This window comes from Mesorhizobium sp. WSM4850 (assembly GCF_055811735.1).
This window is the reverse complement of the sequence record NZ_JBVVPV010000001.1, coordinates 1-25,910: the sequence shown is the minus strand read 5'-3', so window position 1 is coordinate 25,910 and position 25,910 is coordinate 1. Positions and strand designations below refer to the sequence as shown.

Sequence of the window (25,910 nt, the reverse complement as noted above, 5' to 3'; positions counted from 1 at the left end):
GTCGAGCGTGCCTACAGCACGAGCATGGTGGCCAGTCCCAGCATCAGGCCCATGCCTACAATATCGGTCACCGTCGTGAGGAAGATCGCGGAAGCCACGGCCGGATCGGCGCCGACCCGCCGCAGGCCCAACGGGATCAGCACGCCGGAGATCCCGGACATGAGGCACGATCCGGACATGGCGAGCAGGATCACAAGCGCCAGCATGGGCGCCTGGGATGCCGACTCCGGCTGCCGTGAAGCGTAGAACCACATGGCCGCAGCCGCCACCAGACCGACGCACAAGCCGTTGGCGATCCCGAGCGCTCCCTCCCTCAGCACCAAATGCAGCTTCGGTCGTTTGTCCACATCCCCTAAGGCGAGGCCACGCAGCGTAATAGCCAGCGCCTGACAGCCGGTGTTTCCGCTCTGTCCGGCCAACACCGGGAGGAACGCCGCCAACGCGACGATCTTCTCGATCGTGCCTGTGAACGAGCCGACCACGAAAGCGGCTATGAAGGCCGTCAGCAGGTTGAGCTGCAGCCACGGATGACGTTTCAAGAAGGCTGAAAACAGCGGAGTGAAAGAACGCTCCTCCTTCTGGACACCCACCATCTGGCCAGGCTGGGCAGAAATCTCGATGATTTGCTGCTCGAACAGCCGCCAGCCGCGAACCTGCCCGAGCAGCCGGTTCTCCGCGTCCACCACGGGATAGACCGGGTAGTGACGGCGTACCGCCGCCTTGCAGGCTTCGCTCAAATGCATATCGACGTGAAGGGCGAACGGACTTGCCAGCATAATCTGATCCACCGTCGCGTCGGCCTCGCTCAGCATCAGATCGCGCAAGACCACTAGGCCAACCAGTCTATCGCCCTCGTCCGTGATGTAGAGGTAAGTCAACTCGCTCGGCACCTGCGCGCGCCTGACGGCTTCGACAGCGGCGGCTACCGTGGTCCCGACAGCAACGCTGGCGGGGATCGGGTCCATCAGCTCGACGATGGCCTCGGGGATCGCGAGATCCTTGCCGTCGGTATGAGATTTGATGGGCCTCCTTTGCGATGGCAAATACTCCGCCACCTTATGGGCGTGCCTATCCGGTAACAACTTTAGTGCGTCGCGGATTAACTCGGGAGACTCTCGGGCTAGCAATTCAGCCGCGTCGTCAGGTGCTCGAGCACGCAGCGTGCGCACCAACTTCTGAATGTCGTTCTCTTCCCTCATCTGTTCCCCCAACCTCTAATGTTGCGCCTCTGAGCTTATAGACCGGACCGTTTCGCTCTGCCCAGGCGCACGGTGGCCCAAGCGCCTCGATCCGGAATCTTCGCCTTCTCAGGGCGCCGAGTAGACCGACCCAGACAAATCTGAGCCATTGCGTGGGTGCATACAGGCGGGCTGTAACGTCAGCGTGTCGCCAAGAGAATTGACGTGTTGCCGAACTTCACCGTCGATTCCTGGGCTCTGCGAGCACGTCGCAACCCATCAACGAAGTAAGGTCGGCAATGGGCAGTCGTGGCCATGCTCATTGGGGTGCGCTCAGCCCGACAGTTCGCCATGTGAACGGTCGCGATTCAACCTGGGAAGATGGTGAAACCGCCATCGACGCGAATGACCTGCCCGTTGATGAAGCGCGCACGCGGACCGGCGAGGAAGGCCACCGCCTCAGCGATTTCTTCAGGCTCGGCATAGCGGTTCAGCGATTTCTTGCTTGAATCCATGCGCTCCGGATCGACGACGCGGCTCGCTTGGAACCGTGCCGTCTTGGTGGCGCCGGGGCTCACCGCATTGATGCGCACGCCATCGTCGATCAGTTCCTTGGCGAGGCAACGGGTATAATGGACAACGGCGGCCTTAAGCGTGGAGTAGACCACCTCCGGCGAGCATCCGATATGCGCTGCCGCCGAGGCAATGTTGATCACCGAGCCTGAGCCGCGCTTGACCATGGGCGGAATGAACGCCTGGCAGACCAGCATCGTGCCGATGAGATTGTTCTCGGTCAGCACCTTGATGTCTTCATAGTCGATGTCGAGCGCGTTGTTGGGACTGGGCTTTACCCCCTTGGCGCCGATGTCGCCGCCGGCGCAGTTGACCAGAACATGCACATCGCCGAGCTCCGCCTCGATCTTCCTCTTCATTTCGGCAACGGCTTGCCTGTCACCGATGTTGCCCGTAACCGCGGTTACCCGTGTCCCATGCTTTTCCAGACCCCTGGCGGATTCGCCGAGGTCTGCGAATTCGCCATATTGCGACGGCCGGGTCCAGTCGAGATCGTGGATGGCGACGTTTGCGCCGAGTTCGGCCAGGCGGTCGGCTATGACGCGGCCGAGGCCGCGTCCCGAGCCGGTCACGAAGGCAGTCAGGCCGCTGAGTTCTCGGGCAGTCATGCTGATTTCTCCATTGCAATGAAATCGAACTTCTTCATGTTGGCGGCGCTGCGCCGGATCATGTCGAGCTCATACGAAACCAGCGCGCCGTCATCGTCGCGCTCCCACGGCGTCCGGTACTCGGCGTCGTCAGCAAGGCGGTTTACGCGCGCAGCACTCAGGCAGGCGGCGAACTCGCGCCCGGTCTTCGGCGCATATCCGTTCCACCAGTCGTCGGTGAGACAGCGAACGTGACGGGCTTCCAGTGCGCCTGGCTCGAGCACCGCCGTCAGCGTGTCGTGGTGCTCGGCGAGGATGGCTGCCAGTTCGGCGAAAGGCACGGCGCCGTCTCCGATCGCGCAGCGGACCAGACGGTACCCCTTATCGGTGAACTGCACGCGATAATCCTTGAGGTGAACGTGGCGGACGTGCGGTGCGATGCGCCGCGTGAAGGCAAGCGGTGCCTCGCCGACAGGGAACGTGTTGCCCGTATCATAGGTGATGCCGACACCGGGGCCGCCGAGCTCGCAGAACGCGACCAGTTCGTCGCTGCCGAAATCCTGATGGTTCTCGATGCCGAGCATCCGGCCCTCAGCCGCCGCACGCGGCCCCCATTCCGTCAAGGCAGCGCGGATCGTCGCGTCGAACTCGCTCCATTTCGGGCCCCACAGTTGCGGTCGCCGCACAGGACGGGGGTCAGTGCGATACGGATCGTTGTCGCCTCGAGCAGGCGCGCCGCCCGAAACGCGCTGTCCAACGGACCGGCCACCAGAAGTCCGCCACTGACCACCGGGACGATGTCGAGCGCGGCCAGACGCCTGCGCAGCTCGACGATTTCGGCGTCCGGCAAGTCGGTCAGCCATGGTTCATAGATCTCGAGCGTGCGTGCGCCCAGTTCCTGCGCAAGCGCCATGAAGCCTTCCAGCCCCGTCCCGTCCGGATTGTGCCGCGGCGTACCGCGCCCCTGCAGGCCGAGAGTGTAGGTCAGTCCGTATGGGTTGAGGCCGAAACGAAGCATCAGCTTGGCAGTCCCGTTGAAAGATGTAGAAGCGATCGCATCAGCGCAGACCGGCATCGACGGCGATGGACTGCTTGGTGATCATGCGGCTGTCATCGGCGGCAAGGAAGAGCACGGTCCGCGCAATCTCTTCGCCCAGCAGGACGCGGCGGATCAATTGCCGTTGCACCGTCTGGTCGATTGCGTCCTGGGTCCTGAACCACAGCTGGCGCTGGTTCAAATTGGCGTTCCTTCGAATACCGTCAACAATACCGTCACAAAATGGCTTAAATCCAAATCTGCGACGGAGCACCTCGCAGTATCCGAAACACCGCCGATCGCCGCACGGCCGTGCAGTGTCCTGAGATACCATCTTTCTGTTGGCCTCTGCTGTAGGGATGCCTGTTAGATCGTTAGCTCGGGATCGTGCTGCTTGCCAACCGGATTTTTGTGCTCTGACGGATCGATGGGCTGTCGCGCGTCTTTTGTTCCCATCGCGGCTGAGGAAGCGGGTCGTCAGTCAGGAAATGACCGATAGCATTGACAATGCACCAAACCCTCCTCGCCTTTGGTCCGTTGGACCGATGACGCTGCCGAGATTTCCCCATTTCTCGTCTGCGTTGTCGGTCTCTTTTTTGGCCGGGCGGGCGGCAACTCGTTCGGATTGCCCTTTAGTGGGGGAGCGTCACCTGCACCGATTAAGCGGTTCAGTGCCCTGCGTTCTGGCCCTTAGGAATGTGTCTCGTGCAGAATGCCGTTGTTGAACGGTAAAAAGGGGGCTGTTTGTGGAGGCGTTCAGTATTAGGCGCTGGGGCCGTCTGGTCCCGTCATTGCGTGCCATTGCTCGATGTGCGGGCCCGTTTGAGCGCCAAGCGACACACACACCATGGCCAGCAACGGTAAGACTGTGATACCATTGCACAAGTTGCGTCGCCGTCGGCAGACTGCCGTTTCCGCGAAGCCGGACAAGCGCAGTGCTCAGTATCGTAACTCTCAACCCGATGAACAAGTAGCCGCGGATTATGGAACTTGTCGTCGCCCTTGGCCTGATCGCCTTCAAGGTCGCGTTGCTGATTGCGATCCTGCTGCTGCTGCCTTTGCCGCTGACCTGGGTGGAACGCAAGATCGCCGGGCACATCCAGCAGCGGATGGGGCCGATGCGCGTGGGGTGGCACGGGCTGCTGCAGCCGGTGGCGGACGGCATCAAGCTCTTGACCAAAGAGGACCACATCCCGGCCGAAGCCGACCGCTTCCTGTTCAAACTGGCGCCAATCCTGGCGCTCGCCCCGCCCTTTGTGGTGTTCGTCGCGATCCCCTTCGGCGAAAGCATCTCGGTCCTCGGTCACGAGATCACACTCTACGTCTCCAACATGAATGTGGCCCTCCTTTTCGTCTTCGCGGTGATCGGGATCGAGGTCTATGGCGTCATCTTCGGCGGCTGGGCCGCGAACAGCAAATACGCGGTCCTGGGCAGCCTCAGAACCTGCGCGCAGATGATCAGCTACGAGATCCCCATGGGGTTCGCGGTCATCGGCGTGGTCATGCTGGCGCAATCCATGAGCCTGCTCGATATCGTGCGGGCACAGGCCGATGTCTGGAACATCGTCTACCAACCGGTCGGATTTTTCGTATTCTTCGTCGCCGGGCTGGCCGAAGCGCAGCGCATTCCGTTCGACCTGGCGGAGGCGGAAGGCGATCTGGGGGCCGGGTTCCATACCGAATACAGCGGCATCCGCTTTGCGTTCTTCATGGTCAGCGAATACGCCGTCATGCTGCTGGTGTCGGTCCTGTCGGTCATCCTGTTCTTCGGCGGCTGGAACGGCGTGCTGATCCCGTTGCCGCCGCTCCTCTGGTTCGCGCTCAAGGTCGCGTTCTTTCTCTATGTGTTTATGTGGTTCCGCTTCACCTTCCCGCGCTATCGATACGACCAACTGATGGCGATCGGCTGGAAAGTCTTGCTTCCACTGTCACTGGCGAACATAATAGTAACAGGTGTTGCTTTCCTTTGAGGGCCACCCCAAGCGAGGCGGCGATGTCGCGCGCACTGCACATAAGTGGAACATGGATCGGCTGGGCATTCTTCGCCGATCTAGCGGGCGCCTTGGCGCTGACCTTCGGCTACATGTTCTCCAGATCCGTGACCATGCAGTATCCTGACAAGGAAAAATGGTTGCCCTATTCGCGTTACCGCGGGCATCACTTCCTGACGCGCGACGAAGAGGGCGAGATCAAGTGCGTGGCCTGCGAACTCTGCGCGCGGATTTGTCCCTGCGACTGTATCGAAGTCATTCCCTACGAGGACGAGAAGGGCAACCGGCATCCAGCTAAATTCGAGATCGACATGGCCCGCTGCCTGTTCTGCGGGCTGTGCGAGGACGCCTGCCCGGCCGACGCGATCGCGCTTGGCCAACAGTACGAATTCTCGAGTTTTTCCTCGCGTGACCTGGTGGTCGGGCGCGACGACCTGCTCGGCAAACCGGGCAAGGCGACGACCGGCGGCGGCGTGGTCGCCGCGCGCCTGAACACCGAACAGGACGTGCTGGTCGAGACGAGCGAGCCTCAGGGATACAACTGGTGGCGGAATATCCGCCGAACGTGAACGCGCGGCAGCCGTCAAGCCGGAGCACAGGAGGCTCAGATGCTTGTCCGCCAAATCTTGAAGACCAAATCTCCCGAGCTCATCTCGGTCACACCAGATCAGACGGTCGTAGAAGTCCTGCGGCTGTTTCGGGACAACAACATCGGATTCGTGGTCGTCAGCCGTTCGCCCGGGGAATGCCTGGGCACGCTGTCGGAGCGGGACTGCTGCTATGCGGTGGCTGAATACGGAATCGAGGCGCCCACAATGCGGGTCGCCGACATCATGAACCGCAGTGTGGTGACCTGTTCGACACAGGATTTGCTGCCCTTTGTGATGTCGCTCATGACCGACCGACGCACGCGCCATGTGTTGGTCATGGATGGCGACGCTTCTGTCGGCGTGGTGAGCATCGGCGACGTGGTCAAGCACCGGCTCGACGAATTGCTCCGTACCGAGCAAGCGTTGAGCGATTACATTGCCGGCACCCCTTATCACTGAGGATGCAAACCCGGGGGAGCCGATTAGGGTGAACTGCCCGGAAGCTCGGCAATGCCTTGGCCGCGATTTTCAGGGCGCGCCCCGACTCCGGTGGCGAAGGCAGCGTGCGCCTTTTGAACCTCCACCGGACAAGGGTATTCGCCCCGCCGCATAAGGCTGTTGAGACGCAGGTCTCTATAGTTTTCAGGCACGAACACGAGGTCCGGGGGAAAATGCCTGTTGACCTTGAGCTGCGCCCTCAGTTCGCCCTGGGCGGATCGCACGACCACCTGATCGCGATCCGAAAGGCAAAGCTGCGCGGCGTCCCACGCGCTCATCTCAACATATGGGTCATCCGCCACCGTATTCAGGATCTCCGAGCGTTCGGAAAGATATCCATTGTGGAACAGGCAGTTGCCGGTGACCAACATGAGCCGGTCGGCCGCATTCGGGTTAGGCGGAGGGGCGAAGAACTCGCCAGCCGGCGGCGTCGGGTCCGCCGTGGTGAATGCTCCGTCGGCTCCAAGCCCGTCCGTCAGCCCTTGGCAGGCCGGAACCAGCCGGGCAATCTCGCGGAAGATTTCGCCTTGCATCGACGGTTGCAATGCCTGGTTGCGGAGCGCTGCGACGAAGTCGAAGATCGCTAGATTGCCCCGCGCCTCGAAGGCGGGTTCGCGGAACTTGCAGACCTTCTGGATCCGGCCCTCGTTGTTGGTGAAGGTGCCGGTTTCCTCGCCATAACCCGCCGCTGGCAGGACGACATCGGCCACGCCCACCGTATCTGTGAGGAACGTGTCCTGCACGATCAGGAGATCGGTGGCATCAAGCGCCCGCTTGACGAATCCCCGGTCGGGATAGGCCATCAGAGGGTCGCTTCCGGCGATATAAAGCGCGCCTACCCGCCCCTCGTTACAAAGCGCCAGCATGGCGTCGAGATCTGCGCCCGGCTCAGGCGGAATTTCGGCGCCCCAGGCCCGTACGAGAGCGGTGCGCGCCGCATCATCGTTGACCGGGCGCAGCCCCGGCAGTGCCGCCGACAGAACCCCCATGTCCCAGGCGCCCAACTGGTTGGCACGGTCGAAGAGGAACTGCATCGCCAGGTCCTTGCCGAGTATGCGGAGAAGCTGCAACAGGTTTCTGAGTTGCTGCAACGTCGCGCGCGCTTCGGGTGATCTCAGGAGATCGGCGCTGACAAGAACGGTGACGCTGCGGCCTTCCAGCAGCGCGGCGACCAGACGGTCCGGCCCGTTACTCTCTGCGGTCGCTTCCGGCCCACCGCTTGTCGCGCCCCTGTCGGCAAAAACGTCACGCGGCAAGGCCTGACCAGCCGCCGCCACCAGCCCGGCCACTACCGCGGCAAGGCTCGCTGCCTCACCGCCCGGCCGAACGCGAACGACCACCCGGCCATCGGCGTCCAGACGGGATGGCCGCGCCGAGAGCATGAGCAACCCGGTCTGCCGCCGCCGGGCGCTGTCTCGCAGCAGGTATTCAGTGACCGGGTTCTCGTCGGTCACGTTGCCACCGACGACAAGCACGCAGTCGTTGCCGATCACCTCCTCCAGCGGCGCGCGGGTGTAGAAGCCCGCCACCAACGGGCCGAGCGTCTCGAAGGGCGTGGACCAGCGCGACGAGCAGTCGATGTTGTTGGTCCGGAATACCGTCCGCATCAGCTTCTGGAACTGATAAAGCACCTCGTTGGGCAGGCGCGGCGAGGCCAGCCCGCCCGCAGCCTTGCTCTCGACGGCCGACAGGCCTAGGCGCAGGTAGTCCCCGGCTTCGTCCCAGGAAACCGGAACCAAGGCACCATCACGACGGATCATCGGCCGCTTGATCCGGTCCTGGCTCTCTACGAAATCGAGGCCGAAGCGTCCCCGCACGCAGAGCGTTTCGCGGTTGAGCCCCTCGTCCCACTTCGAGCGGACCCGCATGAACTCGCCCTTGCGTGTGCCGACGGTCAGCTGGCAGCCCGTGCCGCAGTGCGGACAGACCGTGTCGGTCTCGACCAGATCCCAGGGCCGCGCCTTGTAGCGATAGGGGAAGCTCATCAGCGCGCCAACCGGGCAGACCTCGACGCAATTGCCGCACTGGTCGCAACTCGCGAGACTGCCCTCGAAGCCGGTGACGGCGGTATCCATGCCTTTTTCGATGGTGCCCAAGGCGACCGCTCCGACCACGTCCTCGCACATCCGGACGCAGCGCTGGCACTGGATGCAGCGGTTGACGTTCATGATGATGACGGGGCTGAGACGGATGTCCTCGGAGTGGAACACACGTTTGGCATCGCGGAACCGGCTTTCGCGGGGCCCGTACGCCATCACCTGGTTCTGAAGCTCACATTCGCCGCCCTTGTCACAGATCGGGCAGTCGAGGGGGTGGTTGGCGAGCAGCATGTCGAGCATGGAAGAACGTGTTTCGTCGACCAGCGGCGTGTTGGTCCGCACCACCATGCCGTCGGTGACCGCGGTGGCGCAGGAAGGCTGCAGCCGCCGCTGCCCTTCGATCTCCACCAGGCACATGCGGCAGGAGGCCAGCGCCGGCAGCCGCTTCAGATAGCAGAAGGTCGGGATTTCGATGCCCAAACGCTCGGCAGCCTGCAGCACCGTAGAGCCTGCCTCCACTTCCAGCGTTTGTTCATCGATCGTGACGCTAACCATGACTTCTTGCGGCCTTCTCCCTGTGAAACGAGCACCTGCCCTCCTCGATATGGGCGACGAATTCATGCTCGAAATGCGCCAGCGCCGCCCGCAGCCCCATAGCCGCGCCGTCGCCCAGAGCGCAGAACGTGTTGCCGAAAATGCCCTTGCAGAGCGCTTCCAGCTGTTCCAGATCGTCCGGCGCGCCCTGCCCTGCCTCGACCCGGCGCAGCACTTTCACCACCCAGTTCAGCCCTTCGCGGCAAGGCGTGCATTTCCCGCAGGACTCGTGGTGGAAGAACTCGATGATCCGGGTGGCGACCTTGACCATGCAGGTCGAGTCGTCGATCACGATCACTCCGGCCGAGCCAAGCATCGAGCCGACCGCAGCCAGCGAGTCGAAGTCCATCCCGACATCCAGCCCGCGCTCCGGGATCAGCGGCGCCGAGACCCCGCCGGGGATCACCGCCTTGATCCTGCGCCCCGGCGGCGGCCCGCCCGCGCGGTCCTCGACCAGTTCACGCAGCGATATGCCCATCGGCAGTTCGTAAAGGCCCGGGTTCCGCACGTGCCCGCTGAGGCAATAAAGCTTCGGACCGGGGCTCTTGTCAGGGCCGATGCCGCGAAACCAGTCCGGCCCCCGCGCCACAATATGCGGCACGCAGACCAGCGTCTCGACATTGTTGATCACGGTCGGGCTGGCGTAGAGCCCCGCGACCGCCGGAAATGGCGGTTTCAGACGGGGCTGCGCCCGCTTGCCTTCGAGCGAGTCGAGCATCGCCGTCTCCTCGCCGCAGATATATGCGCCGGCGCCGCAATGGATGTGCACGACGAAATTGAAATCCAAGCCCAGAATCCGTGTCCCCAGATAACCCTTCGCATGGGCCTCGGCGATCGCCTGCTCCAGCCGGTGGATCGCCAGCACGTATTCCCCGCGGATGTAGACATAGGCGGTTTCCGCCCCGATCGCGTAGGCGCTGATCGCCATGCCCTCGATCAGCTGGTGCGGATCACGCTCCATGATGATCCGGTCCTTGAACGTGCCGGGCTCGCCCTCATCGGCGTTGCAGCACAGGTATTTCGGCTTGTCGGCCCGTTTTGGCACGAAGCTCCATTTCAACCCCGTCGGGAATCCGGCGCCGCCGCGACCGCGCAGGTTCGATTGCTTGACGAGGTCGATGATCTCGTCGGGCGTGTGCTCGCGCAGCGCCTTCGCCAGCGCCTGGTAGCCGCCGCCGGCCTCATAGCTCGAAAGCAGATGGCCATCCGGCACGTCCATGTTTCTGAGAAGGACCGGTTCGAACATGGCGGCTATTCACCCGGCGGTCCTGCGGCGGCGAGTTCGGCGCCAGTCGCTTGCCCTGCCGCCGCGCGCAGCCTGTCCAAGAGCGCGTCGATCCGCGCAATGTCGAGGTCGCCGTGATAGTCGTCGCCGACCTGCATCACCGGGGCCATCTCGCAAGCGCCGAGGCATTCGACGGTCGAAAGCGTGAACAGCCCGTCCGGGGTCGTGCCGCCCTTTTCGATCCCCAGCACAGTCTCCAGATGCCTCAGTAGGTCCTCGGATCGGCGCAGCATACAGGATAGGTTGTCGCAGAGTTGCAAGTGGAACAGACCCACCGGCTCGGTATGGAAGAGGGTGTAGAAGGTCGCCAATTCGTAGACCCAGACCCGCTCGACACCCAGGATGTCGGAGACCTCTTCCAACACCGGGCCGGGCAGATGACCATGTTCCTTCTGCGCGATCAGAAGCGCGGGCATGATCGCCGAGCGCTGGTCGGGATACCGCGCCGCCGCCGCCTCTATCTGTTCGCGCATGTTCATCTCGTCCAAAATTCCCTGCTACTTGTCTACCTCGGCCATCACAGGGTCGAGGCTGCCGAGCACGGCGATCATGTCCGCCAGGTAGCGGGCATTGCTGACCCCGAACAGTCCCTGAAGGTTGACGAATGACGGCGCCCGCACTTTCATCCGGAACGGTTTTTGCGACCCGTCGCTGATGATGTAGAACCCGAGCTCGCCCTTTGGCGCCTCGATCGCCGAATAGACCTCGCCCTTCGGCACCTTGAAGCCATAGGCCGATAGGTCGAAATGCTGGATCAGCGCCTCCATCGAGCAGTGTACTTTGTCCTTGTTCACCGGGAAAGCGATTGTCGGCATATCGATCTGGAACGGCCCCTCGGGCATCTGGTCGAGGCATTGTTCGATGATCCGGACGCTCTCGCGCATCTCCTCGACCCGGCATCGCCAGCGCGCGTAGCAATCGCCCTCGTCGCGGGTGATCACGTTGAAGTCGAGCCGGTCGTAAATCTCGTAAGGCTCGTCGCGGCGGATGTCCCAGTCGACGCCTGAAGCGCGCAGGTTCGGGCCGCTTAGGCCGAGATCGATACCGTCCTCGCCCGAGATCACGCCGATCCCCTGCGTTCGCTTCAGGAACACCCGGTTGTTCTCGACCAGCCGTTCATAGTCGCGAATCCGATTCGGGAAGATGTCGCAGAACTCCCTGATCTTGGGGAAGAACCCGTCGGGCAGGTCCTCGCGCACACCCCCGACCCGGCAGAAGGAGGTGTGCATCCGCGCCCCGCTGATCATCTCCAATAGGTCCATGATCATTTCACGCTCGCGCATGGCGTAAACCAACGCGGTCATGGCGCCCAGGTCCATCGGCAACGCGCCGGTGATCAGGAGGTGACCGGAGATCCGCGCGAGTTCGGCCATCAGCACGCGGATATATTGCGCGCGGATCGGCGCTTCGATGCCCAGGAGCTTCTCCACCGCTAGCGCGAAAGCGAGGTTGTTCGAGGGCGGGCAGAGGTAGTCGAGCCGGTCGGTTAGCGGAAAAATCTGGGTGTAAGTGAAGCTCTCGGCCAGCTTTTCGGTGCCGCGGTGGAGGTAGCCGATGTGTGGGTCCACGCGCGCGACATACTCGCCGTCCAGCTCAAGGACGAGCCGCAGCACCCCATGCGTGCTGGGATGCTGCGGGCCGAGGTTGAGAAGCACCTCCTTTGTGTCGAGCGCTTCACCTGCCGGCCTGCTCAGTTCCGTGACTTCGGTCATCTCACTTCCCGGCTTCGAACGGCCTCCCTTATGGAATGTCCTTGGTGGCGAGATCGGGCTGCGTCGGCGGCGGGCCTTCCGCGCCAAACGGGTTCAGCGTGTCCTTGTAGCCCCGGAGCGGAAAGTCCTTGCGCTGAGGAAAGCCCTCGAAGCCTTCCCACATGTAGATCCGGCGCAGGTCGGGATGGCCCTCGAACCGGATGCCATACATGTCCCAGGCCTCGCGCTCGTGCCAGTTGGCGGTGCGCCAGACCCCCGTCACTGACGGGACCCGCGGCGGATCGCCGAGGCGGCATTTGATCCGAACGCGCCATTTGTTCGGCAGCGAATAGAGGTGGTACACCGCCTCGTAGCGTGGTGTGTCGGGGTAGTGATCGACGCCGCAGATGTCGGACAGGAAATCGAACCTCAGCATAGTGTTTTCCTTCAGGAACCGGCAGAGATCGACGATCATTCCGGACGGCGCGGCGAAGGCATGAACACCGTGCGCGAAACCGAGGTCGTCGATCCCCCCGCTGAAACGCTCCGCGATCGCCGCGGGGATGAGAGGGGCTTCGCCGCTCATGACGCCGCGATCCGTTCCAGAGGCGTCCCGGCCAGCGCCCGGGATTTTTTGATCTTCTCCTGAAGCAGAAGGATGCCATGCATCAGCGCCTCGGGCCGCGGCGGGCAGCCGGGCACATGCACGTCCACCGGCACGAAAGTCTCCGCCCCCTGCACCACGGCGTAGGTGTTGTAGACCCCGCCCGAGATCGCGCAGGTGCCCATGGCGATGACCCAGCGCGGCTCCGGCATCTGGTCATAGAGCCGGCGCACGACCGGAGCGAACTTCCGCGTCACCGTGCCGGCGATGATCATCACGTCGGACTGGCGCGGCGAAGGCCGGAACACCACGCCGAAGCGGTCGAGATCGTAGCGGGCACAGCCGGCCGAGATCATCTCGATGGCGCAGCAGGCAATCCCGAAGGTCTCGGGCCAGAGCGCCGACCGCCGGCTCCAGCTGATGACACTGTCGGCGGTGGTGAACAGCACGCTGTCGCGGATCGTTTCGCCTACTCCTCCCATTCCAGCGCTCCCTTCAGCCAGGCGTAGGCGAAGCCCACGATAAGCAGCAGCATGAAGACAAACATCTCGACATAGCCGACGAGCCCGATCTCCTTCAGCACGACCGCCCAGGGAAACAGGAACATCGCCTCGACGTCGAACACCACCAGCAGGATTGCGAGGATGAAGAACTGCACCCTGAAGCGGCCCCCGGCGGCCTCGCCGGCCGGGTCCATGCCGCACTCATAGGGCATGTTCTTCGCGGGATAGGGGTTGGACGGGCGCAGGAGCGAGGAGACGAACAGCGTCACCACGGCCACCAGGACAATTCCGGCGACCATGAAGAGAACCGGCAGGAATTCCATTCCAGTCATGTCGCGCTGCCCTGGTCACCCACCGAGGGCTTGCTCAAGCTGCGACCGACCAATCTTCAGGCCGGCGGTGCTGGCCCTCGTGCAGCGACTAGGGCATCCTTTCGTACGCTCCAGAGTATTCCCTTGGCCGGTTCATTGCAAACCCAATCGTGGTCAACCGCCGAACACGGAACTCTGGGCAAGCCTCAGAAACCACGCCGGAAACAGTCCGATGCCGATGGTGCCGGCGGCGGTCAAGGCGAGCGTGGCGCGGACGGACGGCGTCAGGGCAGGCTCGAACGCGCGCTCCGGCTCGCGCATGTAGATCACCATGACGATGCGGATGTAGAAGTAGGCGGCGACGGCGCTCAGCAGCACCGCGATCACCGCCAACGTGACGAAACCCCGCTCGATGAGCGCCACCAGCACGTAGAACTTGGCGAAGAACCCGGCTGTCGGCGGAATGCCGGCGAGCGAGAACAGGTAGAGCAGCATCAGAAGCGCCAACCCGCGATGCGACTTGGCGAAGCCGGCGTAGTCCTCGATGACCTCGCCGGAGAAATCGCCATTCCGCATCATGATGACGATGCCGAAGATACCAAGATTCATGAAGGCGTAGATCAGCAGGTAGAGCATCACGCCGGCAATCCCGTCGGCGCCACCCGCCACCACGCCGAAGAGCGCGAAGCCCGCATGGGCGATGCTGGAATAGGCGAGCAGGCGCTTGAAATTGTCCTGCACCAGCGCCACGAAGCTGCCGAGCGCCATCGTCACCACCGCGATCACCGCGACGATGATCCAGGCGTCGGAAGCGGCGACCAGCGGGTTGAGGAACACGCGCAGGATCACCGCGAACCCCGCCGCCTTGGGGGCGACCGACATGAAGGCCGTGATTGTCGTCGGCGCGCCTTCATAGACGTCCGGCACCCACATGTGGAACGGCACCGCGCCGACCTTGAAGACCAGCCCCGCGACGATGAAGACCACCGCCAGGAGCAATCCGGGATCGAGCGGGTCGCCGGTCACCGCCGCAGCCATCCCGTCCAGCTGCGTCGTGCCGGTGATCCCGTAGATCAGCGAGACGCCGTAGAGGAAGAATCCCGTCGAGACCCCGCCGAGAACCACGTATTTCAGCGCCGCCTCGTTCGACCGCCGCTCCTTCCTTAGGAAGCCGGTGAGCACATAGGTCGAGAGCGCCATCAGCTCGAGGCCGACATAGATCGACAGAAGGTCGGTTGCCGAGGCCATGATCATCATGCCGGAAAGCGCAAAGAGCAGCAGGACATAGTATTCGCTCAACGCGATCTCCTCGATCTCGGCATATTTTCGCGACAGGAGGAACGTCAGGATGGTCGAAAGGTAGAACACCATCTTGAAGAAGACCGCGAAGCGGTCGGCGATAAACATGCCCGAATAGGCCGGCCGCACCTCGCCCGCCAGTAACAGTGTCGCCAGGGCCGCAACCAGCACGGTTGCAGCGGAAGCCCAGACGAGGAAATACCCCTGTCCCTTTGGCACAAGCTGTCCCAGAATCAGCAAGATGCAGGCCCCAGTGACCACCACGATCTCGGGCAGGCTCGCTAGGATCGACTGGAAAAGCGTGGCAGCGGTCATTGGCCGCCCCCGTTAGAATGCACCTGCGTGAGCAGATGTCTCACCGAAGGCCCGATGATGTTGAGAAAAGGTTTCGGATAGAGCCCGACCCAGAGCACGAAGACCGCCAGCGGCAGGATCGTCACCAGTTCGCGGGCGTTTACGTCGCGAATCTTGAACCGCACGACGATGCTGGCTGGACCAAGCGCGACTTTCCTGTACATGCCAAGCAGATAGGCCGCGCCCAGCAGTGCCCCCAAAACGGCGGCCGCGCCGACGGCCAGATTGGCCGCAAACGCGCCCGACAGCACCAGCAACTCGCCCACGAACGAATTCGTTCCCGGCAGCGCCATCGACGACAGGGTGAACAGCGCAAGAAACGCGGTATAGACCGGCGCCGCCTTCATCAGCCCACCATAATCCGCGATGCTGCGGGTATGGGTCCGCTCGTAGATCAGGCCGACGAACAGAAACAACGCGCCCGTCGTTACGCCATGATTGAACATTTGCAGGATGCCGCCCTCGAGCCCGCGGAGGTTCAACGTGAAGATACCCAGCGTCACGAAACCCATGTGGCTGATGCTGGAATAGGCCACCAGCTTCTTGAGGTCGTCCTGCGCCAGCGCGAGTAACCCGCCATAGACGATTGCGAGCGCCGAAAGCGAAAGCATTAGCGTCGAATAATACAGCGACGCCTCCGGCAGCATCGGCAGCGAGAACCGCAGGAAGCCGTAGGCGCCCATCTTCAGGAGAACGCCGGCGAGGATGATGCTACCCGCCGTCGGCGCCTGCACATGGGCGTCCGGCAGCCAGGTATGGACCGGGACCATCGGCACCTTGACCGCAAACGCGATCAGGAAGGCGAAGAACAGCCAGGACTGGACCCGGAACGGCAAATCCTGCGCCATCAGGGCGCGGATGTCGAAGGTTTCGCCGCCGTGGAAATAGAGCACGATGACACCGATCAGGAACAGAAGGCTGCCCGCCAGCGTGTAGAGGAAGAATTTGAACGCCGCATAGACCCGGCCGTCGCCGCCCCAGACGCCGATGATCACGTACATCGGGATCAGCATCGCCTCCCAGAAGACGTAGAACAGGAACAGGTCGAGCGCACAGAACACCCCCAGCATCAGCGCCTGCATGGCCAGCAGGCTGACCATGAACTCCTTCACCTTGCGGTCGATCGCGACCCAAGAGGCGAGCACACAGATCCAGCCCAATAGCGCGGTCAGGAACACGAAGAGCGCGCTGATTCCGTCGATTCCAAGCGCGTAAGTGATCCCGAGCGCGGGCACCCACGGGCGCGTCTCGGTGAACTGCATCTCGTGGGTAGTGGTGTCAAAGCCGGCCAGCATAGCGATGCAGAGAGCGAGGTCGAGGACGGTGACACCTAGCGCCGTCCACCGCACCGCATCGTCGCTGCGGAGAAACATCAGAACCGCTGCCCCGGCGGCGGGCATGAACACGATGAGGCTAAGCAGCGGGAACGCCATCGCACCCCTACCGCCACACCACAGCGAAGACGGCGATGGCTGCGATCACACCGACGATCATCGCCAGCGCGTAATGGGTCACGACGCCGGTCTGCAGCTTGCGCAGCGCACCGCCACCGCGCAGGATTGAGCGGGCGACGCCGTTCACGACGGCGTCCACACCGTTGAGATCGATCCGCAGTCCGGCCCGTGCGGTTCCGTGTAGGAAGGGCAGCACCGCGGTCTCGGACACGTCGCTCACCGCCTTCTCGTAGCGCGCCAGCGGTTTTTCGGCGAGCCACATGAAATGCCGCGCGCCTTTGCGGTAGAACCAGTCGGTGTCGATGCTGATCGTGTTCTCGGGGTCGAGCGCCCTGAGGAACAGCACGAAGCCCAATGCGGTGAACATCAGTATGCCGAGGCTCTCGGTGATATGGACGCCGGTGTAGGGTTCGAAGTCGACTGGATGGGGCAGCAGCGCGTAAAGTGGTTGGGGGAACACCCCGATCGCGATGCACAGCACCGCCGCCATTCCCATCGCAACAAGCATGTTGCGGGGCGGCTCCCGCGCCTCCAGCTTCCGGTCCATGCCGAAGAACATGTAGTACGGGAGCTTGAGCCCAGTGTGCAGGAAGGTCCCAGATGATGCCATCGTCAGCGCCAGCACCACCAGCGCGCGGTGATCCTGTCCGGCGGCGGCCACCACCATCGATTTGGTCACGAAGCCCGAGAAGAACGGAAATGCCGAGATCGCGAAGGCGCCGACCATGTAGAGCGCCACGGTCAGCGGCATGGTCCTGTAGAGCCCACCGAGCTCGGTGAGCTTGCGCCGCCCGGTGACGTGGATCACCGCCCCCGCACCCATGAACAGGAGCGCCTTGTAGAGGATATGCGCGAAGGCATGGCTGGAGGCCCCGTTCACCGCCATCTCGGTACCGATGCCGACGCCCGCCACCATGTAGCCCACCTGGCTGACGATGTGATAGGCCAGGAGCCGACGGCAGTCGTTCTCCAGCACCGCGTAGATGACGCCGTAAAGCGCCATTGCCGTGCCGAGCCAAACGAGAAGCTCGGTGCCCGGAAACGCCCGGGCCAGCACATAGACGGCGGTCTTGGTGGTGAAGGCGCTCATGAACACCGCTCCGGTGACGGTCGCCTCCGGGTAGGCGTCTGTCAGCCAGGCGTTGAGAGGCGGCACCGCGGCGTTGAGCATGAACCCGGCAAGGATCAGGTAGGCGGCGACGCCCATCCCCCCCTCGATCGGGCCGAAGAGCAGCGAACCTGTGGCGAGCCCGTGGAGAATGACGCCACCCAGCAGGGCGACGCCGCCGGTGATATGGACCATGAGATACCGGAACCCCGCACGGATCGCCTGCTTGCCGCGCTGGGCAAAGACCAGATAGGCAGAGGCAAACGCTATACCTTCCCAGAACAGGAACAGGGTCAGGTAGTCGCCTGCAAACACCACGCCGAGCGCGCTGCCAACATAGACGAACGCCGCCACATGCTCTCCGGCGCCCGTCAGGTGCAGCGCATAGACCATGCCGATCAGCGCCATGATGGTGAAAACGGTGGCGAAGACGATGCTCAGCCTGTCGACCTTCGCAATCAGGATTTCCTGCCCGATGAACTCCGCCGCGCCGTAGCTGCCCGGCTGCACGGTGAGCACGGCGAGGATCGCCAGCACGGGAATCAACATCAGATAGGCCTTGCGGATTGATCCTTTCAGAAAAGGGATCGGCAGGGCGCCAAGAATGAACAGCAGGGCGGGATGGACGAAGTCAATCATAATAGTCCTCGCGCCGCATCAACCCGCCCTGATGGCCGAGGAACTTGGAGACGAAGATCAGCAGTACGCAGGACAAGAAGCCATAGACGGCCGACCAGCCCGGCAAGCGGTCCCACAGGAATTCAGCGTGTTCGCGGGGGACCAGAAAATCGGCGATGACGATCAGAACGAGCGCCAGATAAAACAGCCGGCGGCGTTGCTCCGCGTATCTCGCCTCACCAAAGAAATCGACGACACGCCTGATCATCTGACCACTCCTTCCGCCAGGGTGAGAAAATAGCCGGGGAAAATACCCATCGACACCGACAGGATCGCGGTCGCGACCAGTGGGATCGTCACCATCGGAATTTCACGGACGGTCGCCGGACTTTCCTGTGTCTCCGTCCCGAAAAAAGCGACATAGCTGACCGGCAGGAAGTAGGCGGCGTTCAGGACCGAGCTCACCAAGAGCACGACCAGGAACGCAATCTCCCCCGCCTCCACCGAGCCCAGCGCCAGATACCACTTGCTGACGAAGCCCGCGGTCGGCGGCACCCCGATCATGCTGAGCGAGGCCACGAAGAACGCGCCCATCGTCCAGGGCAGCCTGCGGCCGATGCCGGCCATGTCGCTGATGTTCCGCTTGCCGGACGCGCAATAGATCGACCCGGCGCAGAAAAAGAGCGTGATCTTGGAGAACGCATGCGCCGCAATGTGGATGATCCCGCCAACCATCGCGACCGGCGACAGCAGGACCGCGCCCAGCACGATGTAGGAGAGTTGGCTGACCGTCGAATAGGCGAGCCGCGCCTTCAGGTCGTCCCGCGTCAGGGCGTAGATGGACGCCATCAGGATGGTGAACGAGACCAGATAGGCCGTTGCGATGCCGAGCCCCAGCCCGTCCACCAGCCCCGTGCCGAAGACATGGAACACCACCCGCAGCACGCAGAACACGCCCATCTTGACCACGGCCACCGCATGCAAGAGTGCGCTGACCGGTGTCGGCGCGACCATCGCGGCAGGCAGCCAGGCGTGCATCGGCATCACCGCGGCCTTGGCGAAGCCGAACAGATAGCAGAAGTAGACCACGGTCAGCAGCGCCGGCGAGGCATCGACCCCGGCCAGCAGCCCGCCTGGCACGAAGTCGAGCGACCCCGCCAGATGGTAGGTCAGCGCCAGCGCGGCGAGAAGCACGCTTTTCGACGCCCCCATCAAATAGACGAGGTACTTGCGGCTACCCGTCCATCCCTCTTCGTCCTCATGGTGATAGACGAGCGGATAGGTAACGAGGCTGAGCACCTCGTAGAAGATCACCAGCGTGAACAGATTGGCGGCGAAGGCGCCCCCGACGGCCGCCGCGAGGCTGGCGGCGAAGCAGGCGAAGAACCGGGTCTGCGCGTGCTCGTTCAAGTGGCGCATGTAGCCGATGGAATAGATCGCCGCCACGATCCACAAGAGCGACGAGACGGTGGCAAACACCATGCCGAGCGCATCGACCCGGAAAGCGAAGTCGATCCCCGGCAGAATCTCGAACAGGCGCAAATCGACCGTCCCGCCGGCCAGCACCGTGGGTGCCATCGAGGCGACAATTGCGAACATGGCGATCGCGGCCAAGGGCGAGACGAGATCGCGGAGTTTCTCGCGGTTGTTCAGAACGAGAACTGCAAGGGCCGCCAGGCCTGCGACGCCGACGGCAAGCAGCGGCCGGATCGATATCACCGGGTCCAAGCCGCTATCCTTTCATCATGGTCACGTCGTCGACCTTGAGGGTGGACTTGTTCCTCACGAGGGCGACCAGAATCCCGAGGGCGACCGCAACCTCCGCCGCGGTGATTGCGATGACGAAGATCGCGAAGATCTGCCCGCGGAAATCGTCGTAGTAACGCCCGAAAGCGATGAAATTGATGTTGACCGAGTTGAGCAGCAACTCCAGCGACATCAGCACGACCAGGATATTGCGCCTGAGCAGCACGCCCGCCGCTCCGATCACGAACAGGACCACTCCGAGCAAAATATACCACCAGAGCGGAACCATCACCCCTGCTCCTTCCGCGCCAGCACGATGGCGCCGACCAGGGCCGCCAGCAGGATCACGGAGGCGGCTTCAAACGGTAGGAGATAGTCGGCGAAAAGTGTCATGCTGAGCTGCCTGATCTGATCGCCGCCGCGCATCGCGACGGGCTCCGTGACCGAAAAGCGGTCGCTCCAGAGCACCAGTACAAGCATCTCGACCCCAAGCAGGACGAGCAGCACCAGAGCCGGCAGGTTGCCGCCCGGCAAGAACCGCTGCAATACCGCTTCGCGCACATCGATCATCATGATCACGAACAGGAACAGGACCATGATTGCGCCGACATAGACGAAGATCTGGATGACAGCGAGCAACGGTGCCTCGAGCAAGACGAAGATTGCCGAGATCTGCAGGAAACACGCCATCAGCGCCAATGCGCTGTGAACCGGATTCCGCGCCAGGACCACGGTCAGTGCCGTGATCACGGACGCCGCAGCGAACAGAAGAAAGAACGCCTGATCCATCGACGCCAACCCTCCGCCGCGATCTGTCACTCGGCGCAAGGCGGCCGGGTTTGAGATAGCTGCGCACTTCAGATGCGTCTACAAATTGTGCCCTAGTACCGAATTTTTCTCAAGATTACATGGTTTGGCGCTACGTTATGCCCAAGTCTCAGCATCTGATACGGTATGCGATCCCGCAGCCTGCCTATCCGTTATTCAGGCTGCCGAAGGAGGTTCGGCACGGGATCAGAAACCCTGAAAAAAGGACGTCGCGGCCAGACGGCGGGCCTTTGGCGAACTTACCCCGCCCAGATGTAATGAATAATCTCTTCGGCCTCGTGCTCGACCTCCTCGATGCGCTTCTTCACCACGTCGCCGATCGAGACGATGCCGTCCAGTTGGCCGTTCTTCACCACGGGCAGGTGGCGGAAGCGGCCTGTGGTCATGATCTCCATGACCTGGTTGATCGTGTGGTTCTCGGTGCAGAGCTTGACATTGGCGGTCATTGCGTGACGGACACTCTGCTCCAGCGCCGCAGCCCCATGCTTGTCCAAGGCGCAGACGACGTCGCGCTCGGACACAATGCCGACCACCTTGCGATCGCCATTGGTAACGACCAGTGCGCCGATCCTGTGCTCGGCGAGCCTGTTGATCGCCACGGCGAGCGTCTCGTTCGGGCCAATCGTCTCGACGGCTCGACCCTTGTCCTCGAGAATCGCTTTGACGTTCATGGCTTCCTCCAAGCGCTGCTACGCTCCAGCCCTCCGCCCCGTCTCCCTCTCGGTGCATTTCTGCGCCATCGTGCGCCGCGCGCCTTGATATTTCAAGTCCGACTTGAAATCTCAGGCCACAGTGCTTTCTGGCGGTAGGCCTTCATGATTGGCTTACACAAATCGCCGCCTGCTACAGGGGTCGCCCTTGCCGGCGCCGATGCTCATCGATCAGCCGAGAGCGCCGCCACGGATTTCCAAGGGAAGCCGATTCCGTCGGACTCATGGGCGGCATGCCTGGTTCCTCTAAAGGCATGCCGCTTTCGTCTATTTTCGCAAGCGCCGCCGCTGAAACCTCAGGCGGCGTGCAGGTGCCGTTCAGCGTCCGGTGCAGCGATTTTGGCAAGCGGCGCGAGGCTCGAACTTTCGCCCTTCAGAGCGATATCACTCAGCGAGATGAGGCCCCGTCATTCGCTTCTGCCGGTTGAGCACTGGAAGGTGACGCACCCGGCGCGCCTGTTCAAGCGCCTGCTCCAGGGCCTGGTCCTCGAAACAGAAGAATATGCCGGGCGACATCACAGCGTCGGACGCGAATCCTTCGTGGTAAAACATCCGGGTCGATCGAGTGAACGGTGGAATCACTATGGCGGGCGTTACTGTGACAAGACGATCAGGATCGTCATTGATCATGTGCGGCAGATGAACTCCCGGACCGCCGAAGATCCTACGCTAATCTACTCCAAAACAGCCGCTTCGCCGAATTTATTAGGTCTTTCCCCTACTCCCACTCAATGATCAATGAGGTCTATAACTGCTTGTTTTGATTGATAAAATCTTATCATCTTTCCAAGGAATACCGTCAAGAATACCGTCAGATTCTTAGGCTGTTGAAAAGACTAAAACAATGTGGTCGCCGTCGCGGTATGCACACTTTTGACTGCATTATTTACGACTGCCATTCGGCGAGGTCAAAGCCGGAGTTCACAGACCATAAGGCAAGGACGGTCTTGCTCATGCTCGACAGCCCTAGGTCGAGTAGACGGGAATGGGCTGGCAGGAGATGGGTGTCGTGTCGAATCCTGTCGATCCTCGATCGACCAAAGCTTCGCATTCTCATCTGCTGTGACATTGTGTGGGCACACCTTTTTGAGGTCGTTCATGGGCAAGTCTTTGATGCTTGAAATTCTTCGGTGCTAGCAACATCACGTAATACGCTGGCAGGTTGACGACAAATCTCCTGTTCGATGGAGCTTGTCGTGCATTTTTTAGGATGAATCACCGTGCTAGCGTGGACACATAGGCCCAATGATCCTCTGTCCTTCAACGTTTCCGCTTCGGAAGACGACCCAAGAAAGGCTTTCTCGGCAGTACTTTCGCGTACTGAAGTACGGAAAAATTAGAATGCCTCTCCATCTGGTCGGGGAAACGATCGAGAAGACACGCAGAGACGGACAAACTGGTGAAGCTGATGCGCGGCATCTACGTCGATGCCGATGATGACATCGACACGGTGCTCCTCCGACACGCTGTTCGCATGTCCCAATATCTATACCCGCGTGCTATCTCTCTGCAGCCATTTCCGTGCTGCTCGGCCCAACGCGCGACGGTCGCCTCTTCCTAAGCGGTCGACGTAAGCAGCCGACCCGGCTCCGTTTCACTCAAGATCATTCAGAACGAAGGCCCGCCAACCCCTCTGTCGCACAAGCAGTGATCAACGACATTGTGAACGAGTTCCGGATGGCAGTCTCTTCCTTGCACCAGCGATTCCTCGAGGCCTTTCGGCTACGCAGAGAGCATGCAGCGTCAATGGACGACGCCACGCGGGAGGCGATCGCGAAAAGGCTCATAGAGGAATACAGCAGCGCGAAGGGAGCGGCAGACGCGGTGTGGACGCTTGCGCGCGAAAACCAATGTATCGCGAAGGCCAACAGGCCGAAGGCTATGTGCTCCGTCGCCGCGGTCGTCCCGGTGCGCAACGAAGCTGCGATGGATCTGATCGTGGCCTGGCATTGCCGGCGACTATATGCATATCACCGTCGCCGAGGTCCGTTGGGTTCGCCAGCGCGGACGCGTTCGTTGGCGGGATGTCGCCGAAGGGGCCTATGGGCGCGAGCAGGTCGTCACAATTCAGACGCTTGTCATTGATCGTCTGTCGGCGTCGGTTCGCTCCGCGATGTTTCCTGCGGATGGTTATTGGAAATCCGGCCGACCGGGCGCGAGTCGCCGCGTGAGCTTGGATTTCCCCGCAATGTTGGGATCGGTAAACTTGAAGATCGCCTCCTCGACCTTGCACACGCGCAACGACTGCGTTTGGTCGCGCAGCGGATCGATCCGCGCTGACCCGCTTGTTTGCCGGGCGCAACTCGGTTCCCGCGCGCGATCGTCTGCATCAGAGTGTGGTTCTTCATTGGCTTGTCGAGATGGATCGTCGAGCAGGTTGGCACGTCGAAGCCGGTGATCCACATCGCGCAGACGAAGACCAGTCTCGACCTCCCCACCTCCTGGAGCATGGCTTCAAGCGGAACCGACGAGTTCACCGGCCGAATGCAGGAGGCCATCAACGGGATGATGCTGGACATGATCGCCGCGATTGCCCGCAAGGACTATGACGACAGGCGGCGGCGGCAGGCCCAGGGTATCCGGAAGGCCAAGCAGGAAGGGCGGTACCGGGAGCGGCCTGAGGACCAGGAGCGCAATGCGGCCATAGAAACATAGACCCCTCCATTTCGTTACCCGGTAGCTACGTTGCACTGACGACAGCCGCAAGTAGGCGACCCGATTGGTATGCCCTACGCACACTCCGCACTCCAACCGCTGGACAAGGATAGCCCCGCCAGCGCGTGCTCATGTCGGTCTGAGGTACCGCCACCGGGCAGCCTCTCGGCGTCTGGCGGCTCGTCTCGCTCGGGCCTGTGTGGTGAAACCGAAGGGGCACGGGGGGTGCCACGCATGAGCCTGTTATCCGATGGGTCGTAAGAAAATTTGGCCCGGATATTCCGACCCCTCCTTTTGACCCCGTTGAACCCGCTCACCCGAATTGTCTATCCGAGCTAGCCCAAGCGGCCGATTTGGGGGCGATCTTTATCGGCTACTAATGACCTGTCGCTTGACGCTGGGGTCAATTGGGTGGGCACTCGTCATTGGGTGGGCACGCGCGTCAGGCCGGAGTGTAGGCTGGGGTGCGGAAGTCGCAATCTTTGAAGGTCCGTCCCCGGCCGCACTCTTGAGACACCCGCCCGGGTAGCCTTGGGGGGCGGCACTAGCCGATGTAAGACTGACAGGGTGCCCAAGGCTCCGCTGTCTGGGTCCTGTCATCGCTCAGTCACTATTTTAGTTGTGCTGCCACTGCACCCTGTGAAGGCAGCTCAAAGCAGCGGGGACTAACCCCAAGCCCCCCAACCCGGTCCCCGCTGCTCATTTACCGTCGCAATGACGTCAAGGCCCGCGTGACCACCTACAACATCGCAGCACACGCCAGTACCCGGCATGATCGTCAAGGCTTTCCGGTGCCGTTGCGGCTCAACGCGCTGCGTTCACGGCGGAATTCGTGAAGGGAGAGATTCGCGCGGTAGGCGCACTGGACGGGCGCGCCATCTTGTCTATCTAATCGCCGACGCAAACCTCACCACGGAAACAATCCAGCTCGATCACGAAATCCCAAACATCGTCCTCAAAACGAGCATTCCTATCGACCTGCTGATCGGAACCTACCGAACGAGCAAATTGCGAGCGCCTTGCTTTAGGATTGCCAGGCGCTTCGGCAGGCATTTGCAGACCATCGATTGCGATAAGCGCTCCTTTGGGCGATGCCACTTAGGTTCTGATGAATTGCAAAAAGCTCAAGACTGTTTGGCTGGCCATCGATTCCGGCCGACTGCTTGGCCACTAATTTCACATAATTTCACATTCCAAACAGAGACGAAAGTTGGCCCAGAGCTTACGGCCGAAACGCTCGCTTAGGCAGTTGGATGCACCGTAACGGGGGCGAGGCTTCCGCGCCGATTCCAAATCCTTTGCTCTTCGGCCGTCCCCTCGTACGTCTTGACTAGTACGAGCCCGCAGCCTATTTCAGCGCCACGTTAGCACTCTCCACTGGCGAGTGCTAACCACGCTCCGGCAACGGAGAACCTTTCAACCTCCGCACCAGGGATATCCAAAATGGCAAAGTCGAATTTCCGGCCGCTGCATGACCGCGTGGTCGTTCGTCGGGTCGAATCCGAATCCAAGACCTCCGGCGGCATCATCATCCCCGACACGGCAAAGGAAAAGCCGCAGGAAGGCGAGATCATCGCCGTCGGTTCCGGCGCCCGCGACGAAGCCGGCAAGCTCGTCCCGCTGGACGTCAAGGCCGGCGATCGCATCCTGTTCGGCAA

The 25,910-nt window shown here is 62.1% G+C and carries 27 protein-coding genes and 1 pseudogene; 5 read left to right on the top strand and 23 right to left on the bottom strand.

The genetic code is table 11. The features are described from left to right. Nucleotides 1-11 precede the first annotated feature (11 nt). From AC0L2Z_RS00140 to AC0L2Z_RS00120, 5 genes are all read right to left on the bottom strand, one after another. The gene (locus tag AC0L2Z_RS00140) at nucleotides 12-1,199 is read right to left on the bottom strand and encodes a magnesium transporter (protein ID WP_473626187.1); all 1,188 of its coding nucleotides are present in this window, start codon (nucleotides 1,197-1,199) and stop codon (nucleotides 12-14) included. Nucleotides 1,200-1,546: 347 nt separating this feature from the next. Next, the gene (locus tag AC0L2Z_RS00135; RefSeq protein WP_473626185.1) at nucleotides 1,547-2,359 is read right to left on the bottom strand and encodes an SDR family NAD(P)-dependent oxidoreductase; all 813 of its coding nucleotides are present in this window, start codon (nucleotides 2,357-2,359) and stop codon (nucleotides 1,547-1,549) included. Then, entirely contained in the window at nucleotides 2,356-3,024 is a 669-nt protein-coding gene (locus AC0L2Z_RS00130; RefSeq protein WP_473626183.1) for a sugar phosphate isomerase/epimerase family protein, read from the bottom strand. Before AC0L2Z_RS00130 ends, AC0L2Z_RS00135 begins: the two co-directional genes overlap by 4 nt. Then, a complete protein-coding gene (locus AC0L2Z_RS00125; protein ID WP_473626181.1) occupies nucleotides 2,958-3,356 on the bottom strand; it encodes a hypothetical protein in 399 nt (132 codons plus the stop codon). Before AC0L2Z_RS00125 ends, AC0L2Z_RS00130 begins: the two co-directional genes overlap by 67 nt. A 40-nt stretch (nucleotides 3,357-3,396) precedes the next feature. Then, nucleotides 3,397-3,576 carry an SDR family oxidoreductase gene (locus AC0L2Z_RS00120; RefSeq protein ID WP_473626180.1) on the bottom strand — a complete coding sequence of 60 codons (180 nt, stop codon included), beginning with the start codon at nucleotides 3,574-3,576 and terminating at the stop codon, nucleotides 3,397-3,399. A gap of 781 nt (nucleotides 3,577-4,357) precedes the next feature. Here AC0L2Z_RS00120 and nuoH point away from each other — a divergent pair. From nuoH to AC0L2Z_RS00105, 3 genes are read left to right on the top strand one after another with little or no spacing between them, the layout of a single operon-like run. Beyond that, nucleotides 4,358-5,344 (top strand): NADH-quinone oxidoreductase subunit NuoH, encoded by a 987-nt coding sequence (nuoH, locus tag AC0L2Z_RS00115; protein ID WP_023800393.1) that lies wholly within the window; start codon nucleotides 4,358-4,360, stop codon nucleotides 5,342-5,344. A 23-nt stretch (nucleotides 5,345-5,367) separates the two neighbouring features. Continuing rightward, complete coding sequence (locus AC0L2Z_RS00110) at nucleotides 5,368-5,934, top strand: NADH-quinone oxidoreductase subunit I (protein WP_023800392.1); 567 nt, start codon at nucleotides 5,368-5,370, stop codon at nucleotides 5,932-5,934. 39 nt (nucleotides 5,935-5,973) lie between these two features. Then, nucleotides 5,974-6,414, top strand: coding sequence for a CBS domain-containing protein (locus AC0L2Z_RS00105; protein WP_023800391.1), 441 nt, complete (start codon nucleotides 5,974-5,976; stop codon nucleotides 6,412-6,414). Nucleotides 6,415-6,437: 23 nt separating this feature from the next. On the opposite strand, the gene nuoG is transcribed toward AC0L2Z_RS00105, so the two are convergent. The 17 genes from nuoG to AC0L2Z_RS00020 all read right to left on the bottom strand — a co-directional run bounded on the left by nuoG (nucleotide 6,438) and on the right by AC0L2Z_RS00020 (nucleotide 24,002). After that, the gene (gene nuoG / locus AC0L2Z_RS00100) at nucleotides 6,438-9,047 is read right to left on the bottom strand and encodes an NADH-quinone oxidoreductase subunit NuoG (RefSeq protein WP_473626178.1); all 2,610 of its coding nucleotides are present in this window, start codon (nucleotides 9,045-9,047) and stop codon (nucleotides 6,438-6,440) included. Beyond that, nucleotides 9,040-10,332 (bottom strand): NADH-quinone oxidoreductase subunit NuoF, encoded by a 1,293-nt coding sequence (gene nuoF / locus AC0L2Z_RS00095; protein ID WP_473626177.1) that lies wholly within the window; start codon nucleotides 10,330-10,332, stop codon nucleotides 9,040-9,042. The genes nuoG and nuoF overlap by 8 nt, the downstream gene beginning before the upstream one ends. Nucleotides 10,333-10,337: 5 nt before the next feature. Continuing rightward, a complete protein-coding gene (locus tag AC0L2Z_RS00090; protein ID WP_065007026.1) occupies nucleotides 10,338-10,850 on the bottom strand; it encodes an NADH-quinone oxidoreductase subunit NuoE in 513 nt (170 codons plus the stop codon). An 18-nt stretch (nucleotides 10,851-10,868) separates the two neighbouring features. Further along, a complete protein-coding gene (gene nuoD / locus AC0L2Z_RS00085; protein WP_287219778.1) occupies nucleotides 10,869-12,083 on the bottom strand; it encodes an NADH dehydrogenase (quinone) subunit D in 1,215 nt (404 codons plus the stop codon). Nucleotides 12,084-12,111: 28 nt separating this feature from the next. Further along, nucleotides 12,112-12,648, bottom strand: a complete 537-nt coding sequence (locus tag AC0L2Z_RS00080) for an NADH-quinone oxidoreductase subunit C (protein WP_473626175.1) — start codon at nucleotides 12,646-12,648, stop codon at nucleotides 12,112-12,114. Beyond that, the gene (locus AC0L2Z_RS00075; protein WP_254022061.1) at nucleotides 12,645-13,148 is read right to left on the bottom strand and encodes a NuoB/complex I 20 kDa subunit family protein; all 504 of its coding nucleotides are present in this window, start codon (nucleotides 13,146-13,148) and stop codon (nucleotides 12,645-12,647) included. The genes AC0L2Z_RS00080 and AC0L2Z_RS00075 overlap by 4 nt, the downstream gene beginning before the upstream one ends. Next, nucleotides 13,136-13,501 carry an NADH-quinone oxidoreductase subunit A gene (locus AC0L2Z_RS00070; RefSeq protein ID WP_254022062.1) on the bottom strand — a complete coding sequence of 122 codons (366 nt, stop codon included), beginning with the start codon at nucleotides 13,499-13,501 and terminating at the stop codon, nucleotides 13,136-13,138. Before AC0L2Z_RS00070 ends, AC0L2Z_RS00075 begins: the two co-directional genes overlap by 13 nt. Nucleotides 13,502-13,654: 153 nt before the next feature. Then, nucleotides 13,655-15,094: an NADH-quinone oxidoreductase subunit N gene (locus tag AC0L2Z_RS00065; protein WP_473626172.1), complete on the bottom strand. Its 1,440-nt coding sequence runs from the start codon at nucleotides 15,092-15,094 to the stop codon at nucleotides 13,655-13,657. Further along, complete coding sequence (locus tag AC0L2Z_RS00060) at nucleotides 15,091-16,566, bottom strand: NADH-quinone oxidoreductase subunit M (protein WP_473626171.1); 1,476 nt, start codon at nucleotides 16,564-16,566, stop codon at nucleotides 15,091-15,093. The genes AC0L2Z_RS00065 and AC0L2Z_RS00060 overlap by 4 nt, the downstream gene beginning before the upstream one ends. Nucleotides 16,567-16,573: 7 nt before the next feature. Then, nucleotides 16,574-18,334 carry a Na(+)/H(+) antiporter subunit D gene (locus AC0L2Z_RS00055; protein WP_473626169.1) on the bottom strand — a complete coding sequence of 587 codons (1,761 nt, stop codon included), beginning with the start codon at nucleotides 18,332-18,334 and terminating at the stop codon, nucleotides 16,574-16,576. Continuing rightward, the gene (locus tag AC0L2Z_RS00050) at nucleotides 18,327-18,581 is read right to left on the bottom strand and encodes a hypothetical protein (protein ID WP_023800380.1); all 255 of its coding nucleotides are present in this window, start codon (nucleotides 18,579-18,581) and stop codon (nucleotides 18,327-18,329) included. Before AC0L2Z_RS00050 ends, AC0L2Z_RS00055 begins: the two co-directional genes overlap by 8 nt. Then, nucleotides 18,578-20,041 carry a monovalent cation/H+ antiporter subunit D family protein gene (locus tag AC0L2Z_RS00045; RefSeq protein WP_473626168.1) on the bottom strand — a complete coding sequence of 488 codons (1,464 nt, stop codon included), beginning with the start codon at nucleotides 20,039-20,041 and terminating at the stop codon, nucleotides 18,578-18,580. The genes AC0L2Z_RS00050 and AC0L2Z_RS00045 overlap by 4 nt, the downstream gene beginning before the upstream one ends. Before the next feature lie 4 nt (nucleotides 20,042-20,045). Further along, the gene (gene nuoK, locus AC0L2Z_RS00040; protein ID WP_023800378.1) at nucleotides 20,046-20,348 is read right to left on the bottom strand and encodes an NADH-quinone oxidoreductase subunit NuoK; all 303 of its coding nucleotides are present in this window, start codon (nucleotides 20,346-20,348) and stop codon (nucleotides 20,046-20,048) included. Continuing rightward, nucleotides 20,348-20,848 carry an NADH-quinone oxidoreductase subunit J gene (locus AC0L2Z_RS00035; RefSeq protein ID WP_023800377.1) on the bottom strand — a complete coding sequence of 167 codons (501 nt, stop codon included), beginning with the start codon at nucleotides 20,846-20,848 and terminating at the stop codon, nucleotides 20,348-20,350. The genes nuoK and AC0L2Z_RS00035 overlap by 1 nt, the downstream gene beginning before the upstream one ends. Before the next feature lie 278 nt (nucleotides 20,849-21,126). Beyond that, nucleotides 21,127-21,558 carry a CBS domain-containing protein gene (locus tag AC0L2Z_RS00030; RefSeq protein WP_473626167.1) on the bottom strand — a complete coding sequence of 144 codons (432 nt, stop codon included), beginning with the start codon at nucleotides 21,556-21,558 and terminating at the stop codon, nucleotides 21,127-21,129. A 423-nt stretch (nucleotides 21,559-21,981) separates the two neighbouring features. Next, entirely contained in the window at nucleotides 21,982-22,227 is a 246-nt protein-coding gene (locus tag AC0L2Z_RS00025; protein WP_473626166.1) for a hypothetical protein, read from the bottom strand. 1,448 nt (nucleotides 22,228-23,675) lie between these two features. Beyond that, on the bottom strand, nucleotides 23,676-24,002 hold the full coding sequence (locus tag AC0L2Z_RS00020; protein WP_473626164.1) for a type I restriction enzyme subunit R domain-containing protein: 327 nt from the start codon (nucleotides 24,000-24,002) through the stop codon (nucleotides 23,676-23,678). Nucleotides 24,003-24,018: 16 nt separating this feature from the next. On the opposite strand from AC0L2Z_RS00020, the pseudogene AC0L2Z_RS00015 reads away from it, so the two are divergent. Next, nucleotides 24,019-24,243 (top strand): annotated as a pseudogene (locus AC0L2Z_RS00015) (recombinase family protein); the annotation flags it as partial. 897 nt (nucleotides 24,244-25,140) lie between these two features. Here the strand turns inward: AC0L2Z_RS00015 and AC0L2Z_RS00010 are convergent. Further along, nucleotides 25,141-25,350 carry a hypothetical protein gene (locus tag AC0L2Z_RS00010; RefSeq protein WP_473626162.1) on the bottom strand — a complete coding sequence of 70 codons (210 nt, stop codon included), beginning with the start codon at nucleotides 25,348-25,350 and terminating at the stop codon, nucleotides 25,141-25,143. A gap of 345 nt (nucleotides 25,351-25,695) precedes the next feature. Here AC0L2Z_RS00010 and AC0L2Z_RS00005 point away from each other — a divergent pair. Next, a partial coding sequence (locus AC0L2Z_RS00005) for a co-chaperone GroES (protein WP_473626160.1) occupies nucleotides 25,696-25,910 on the top strand: 215 nt, incomplete at its 3' end.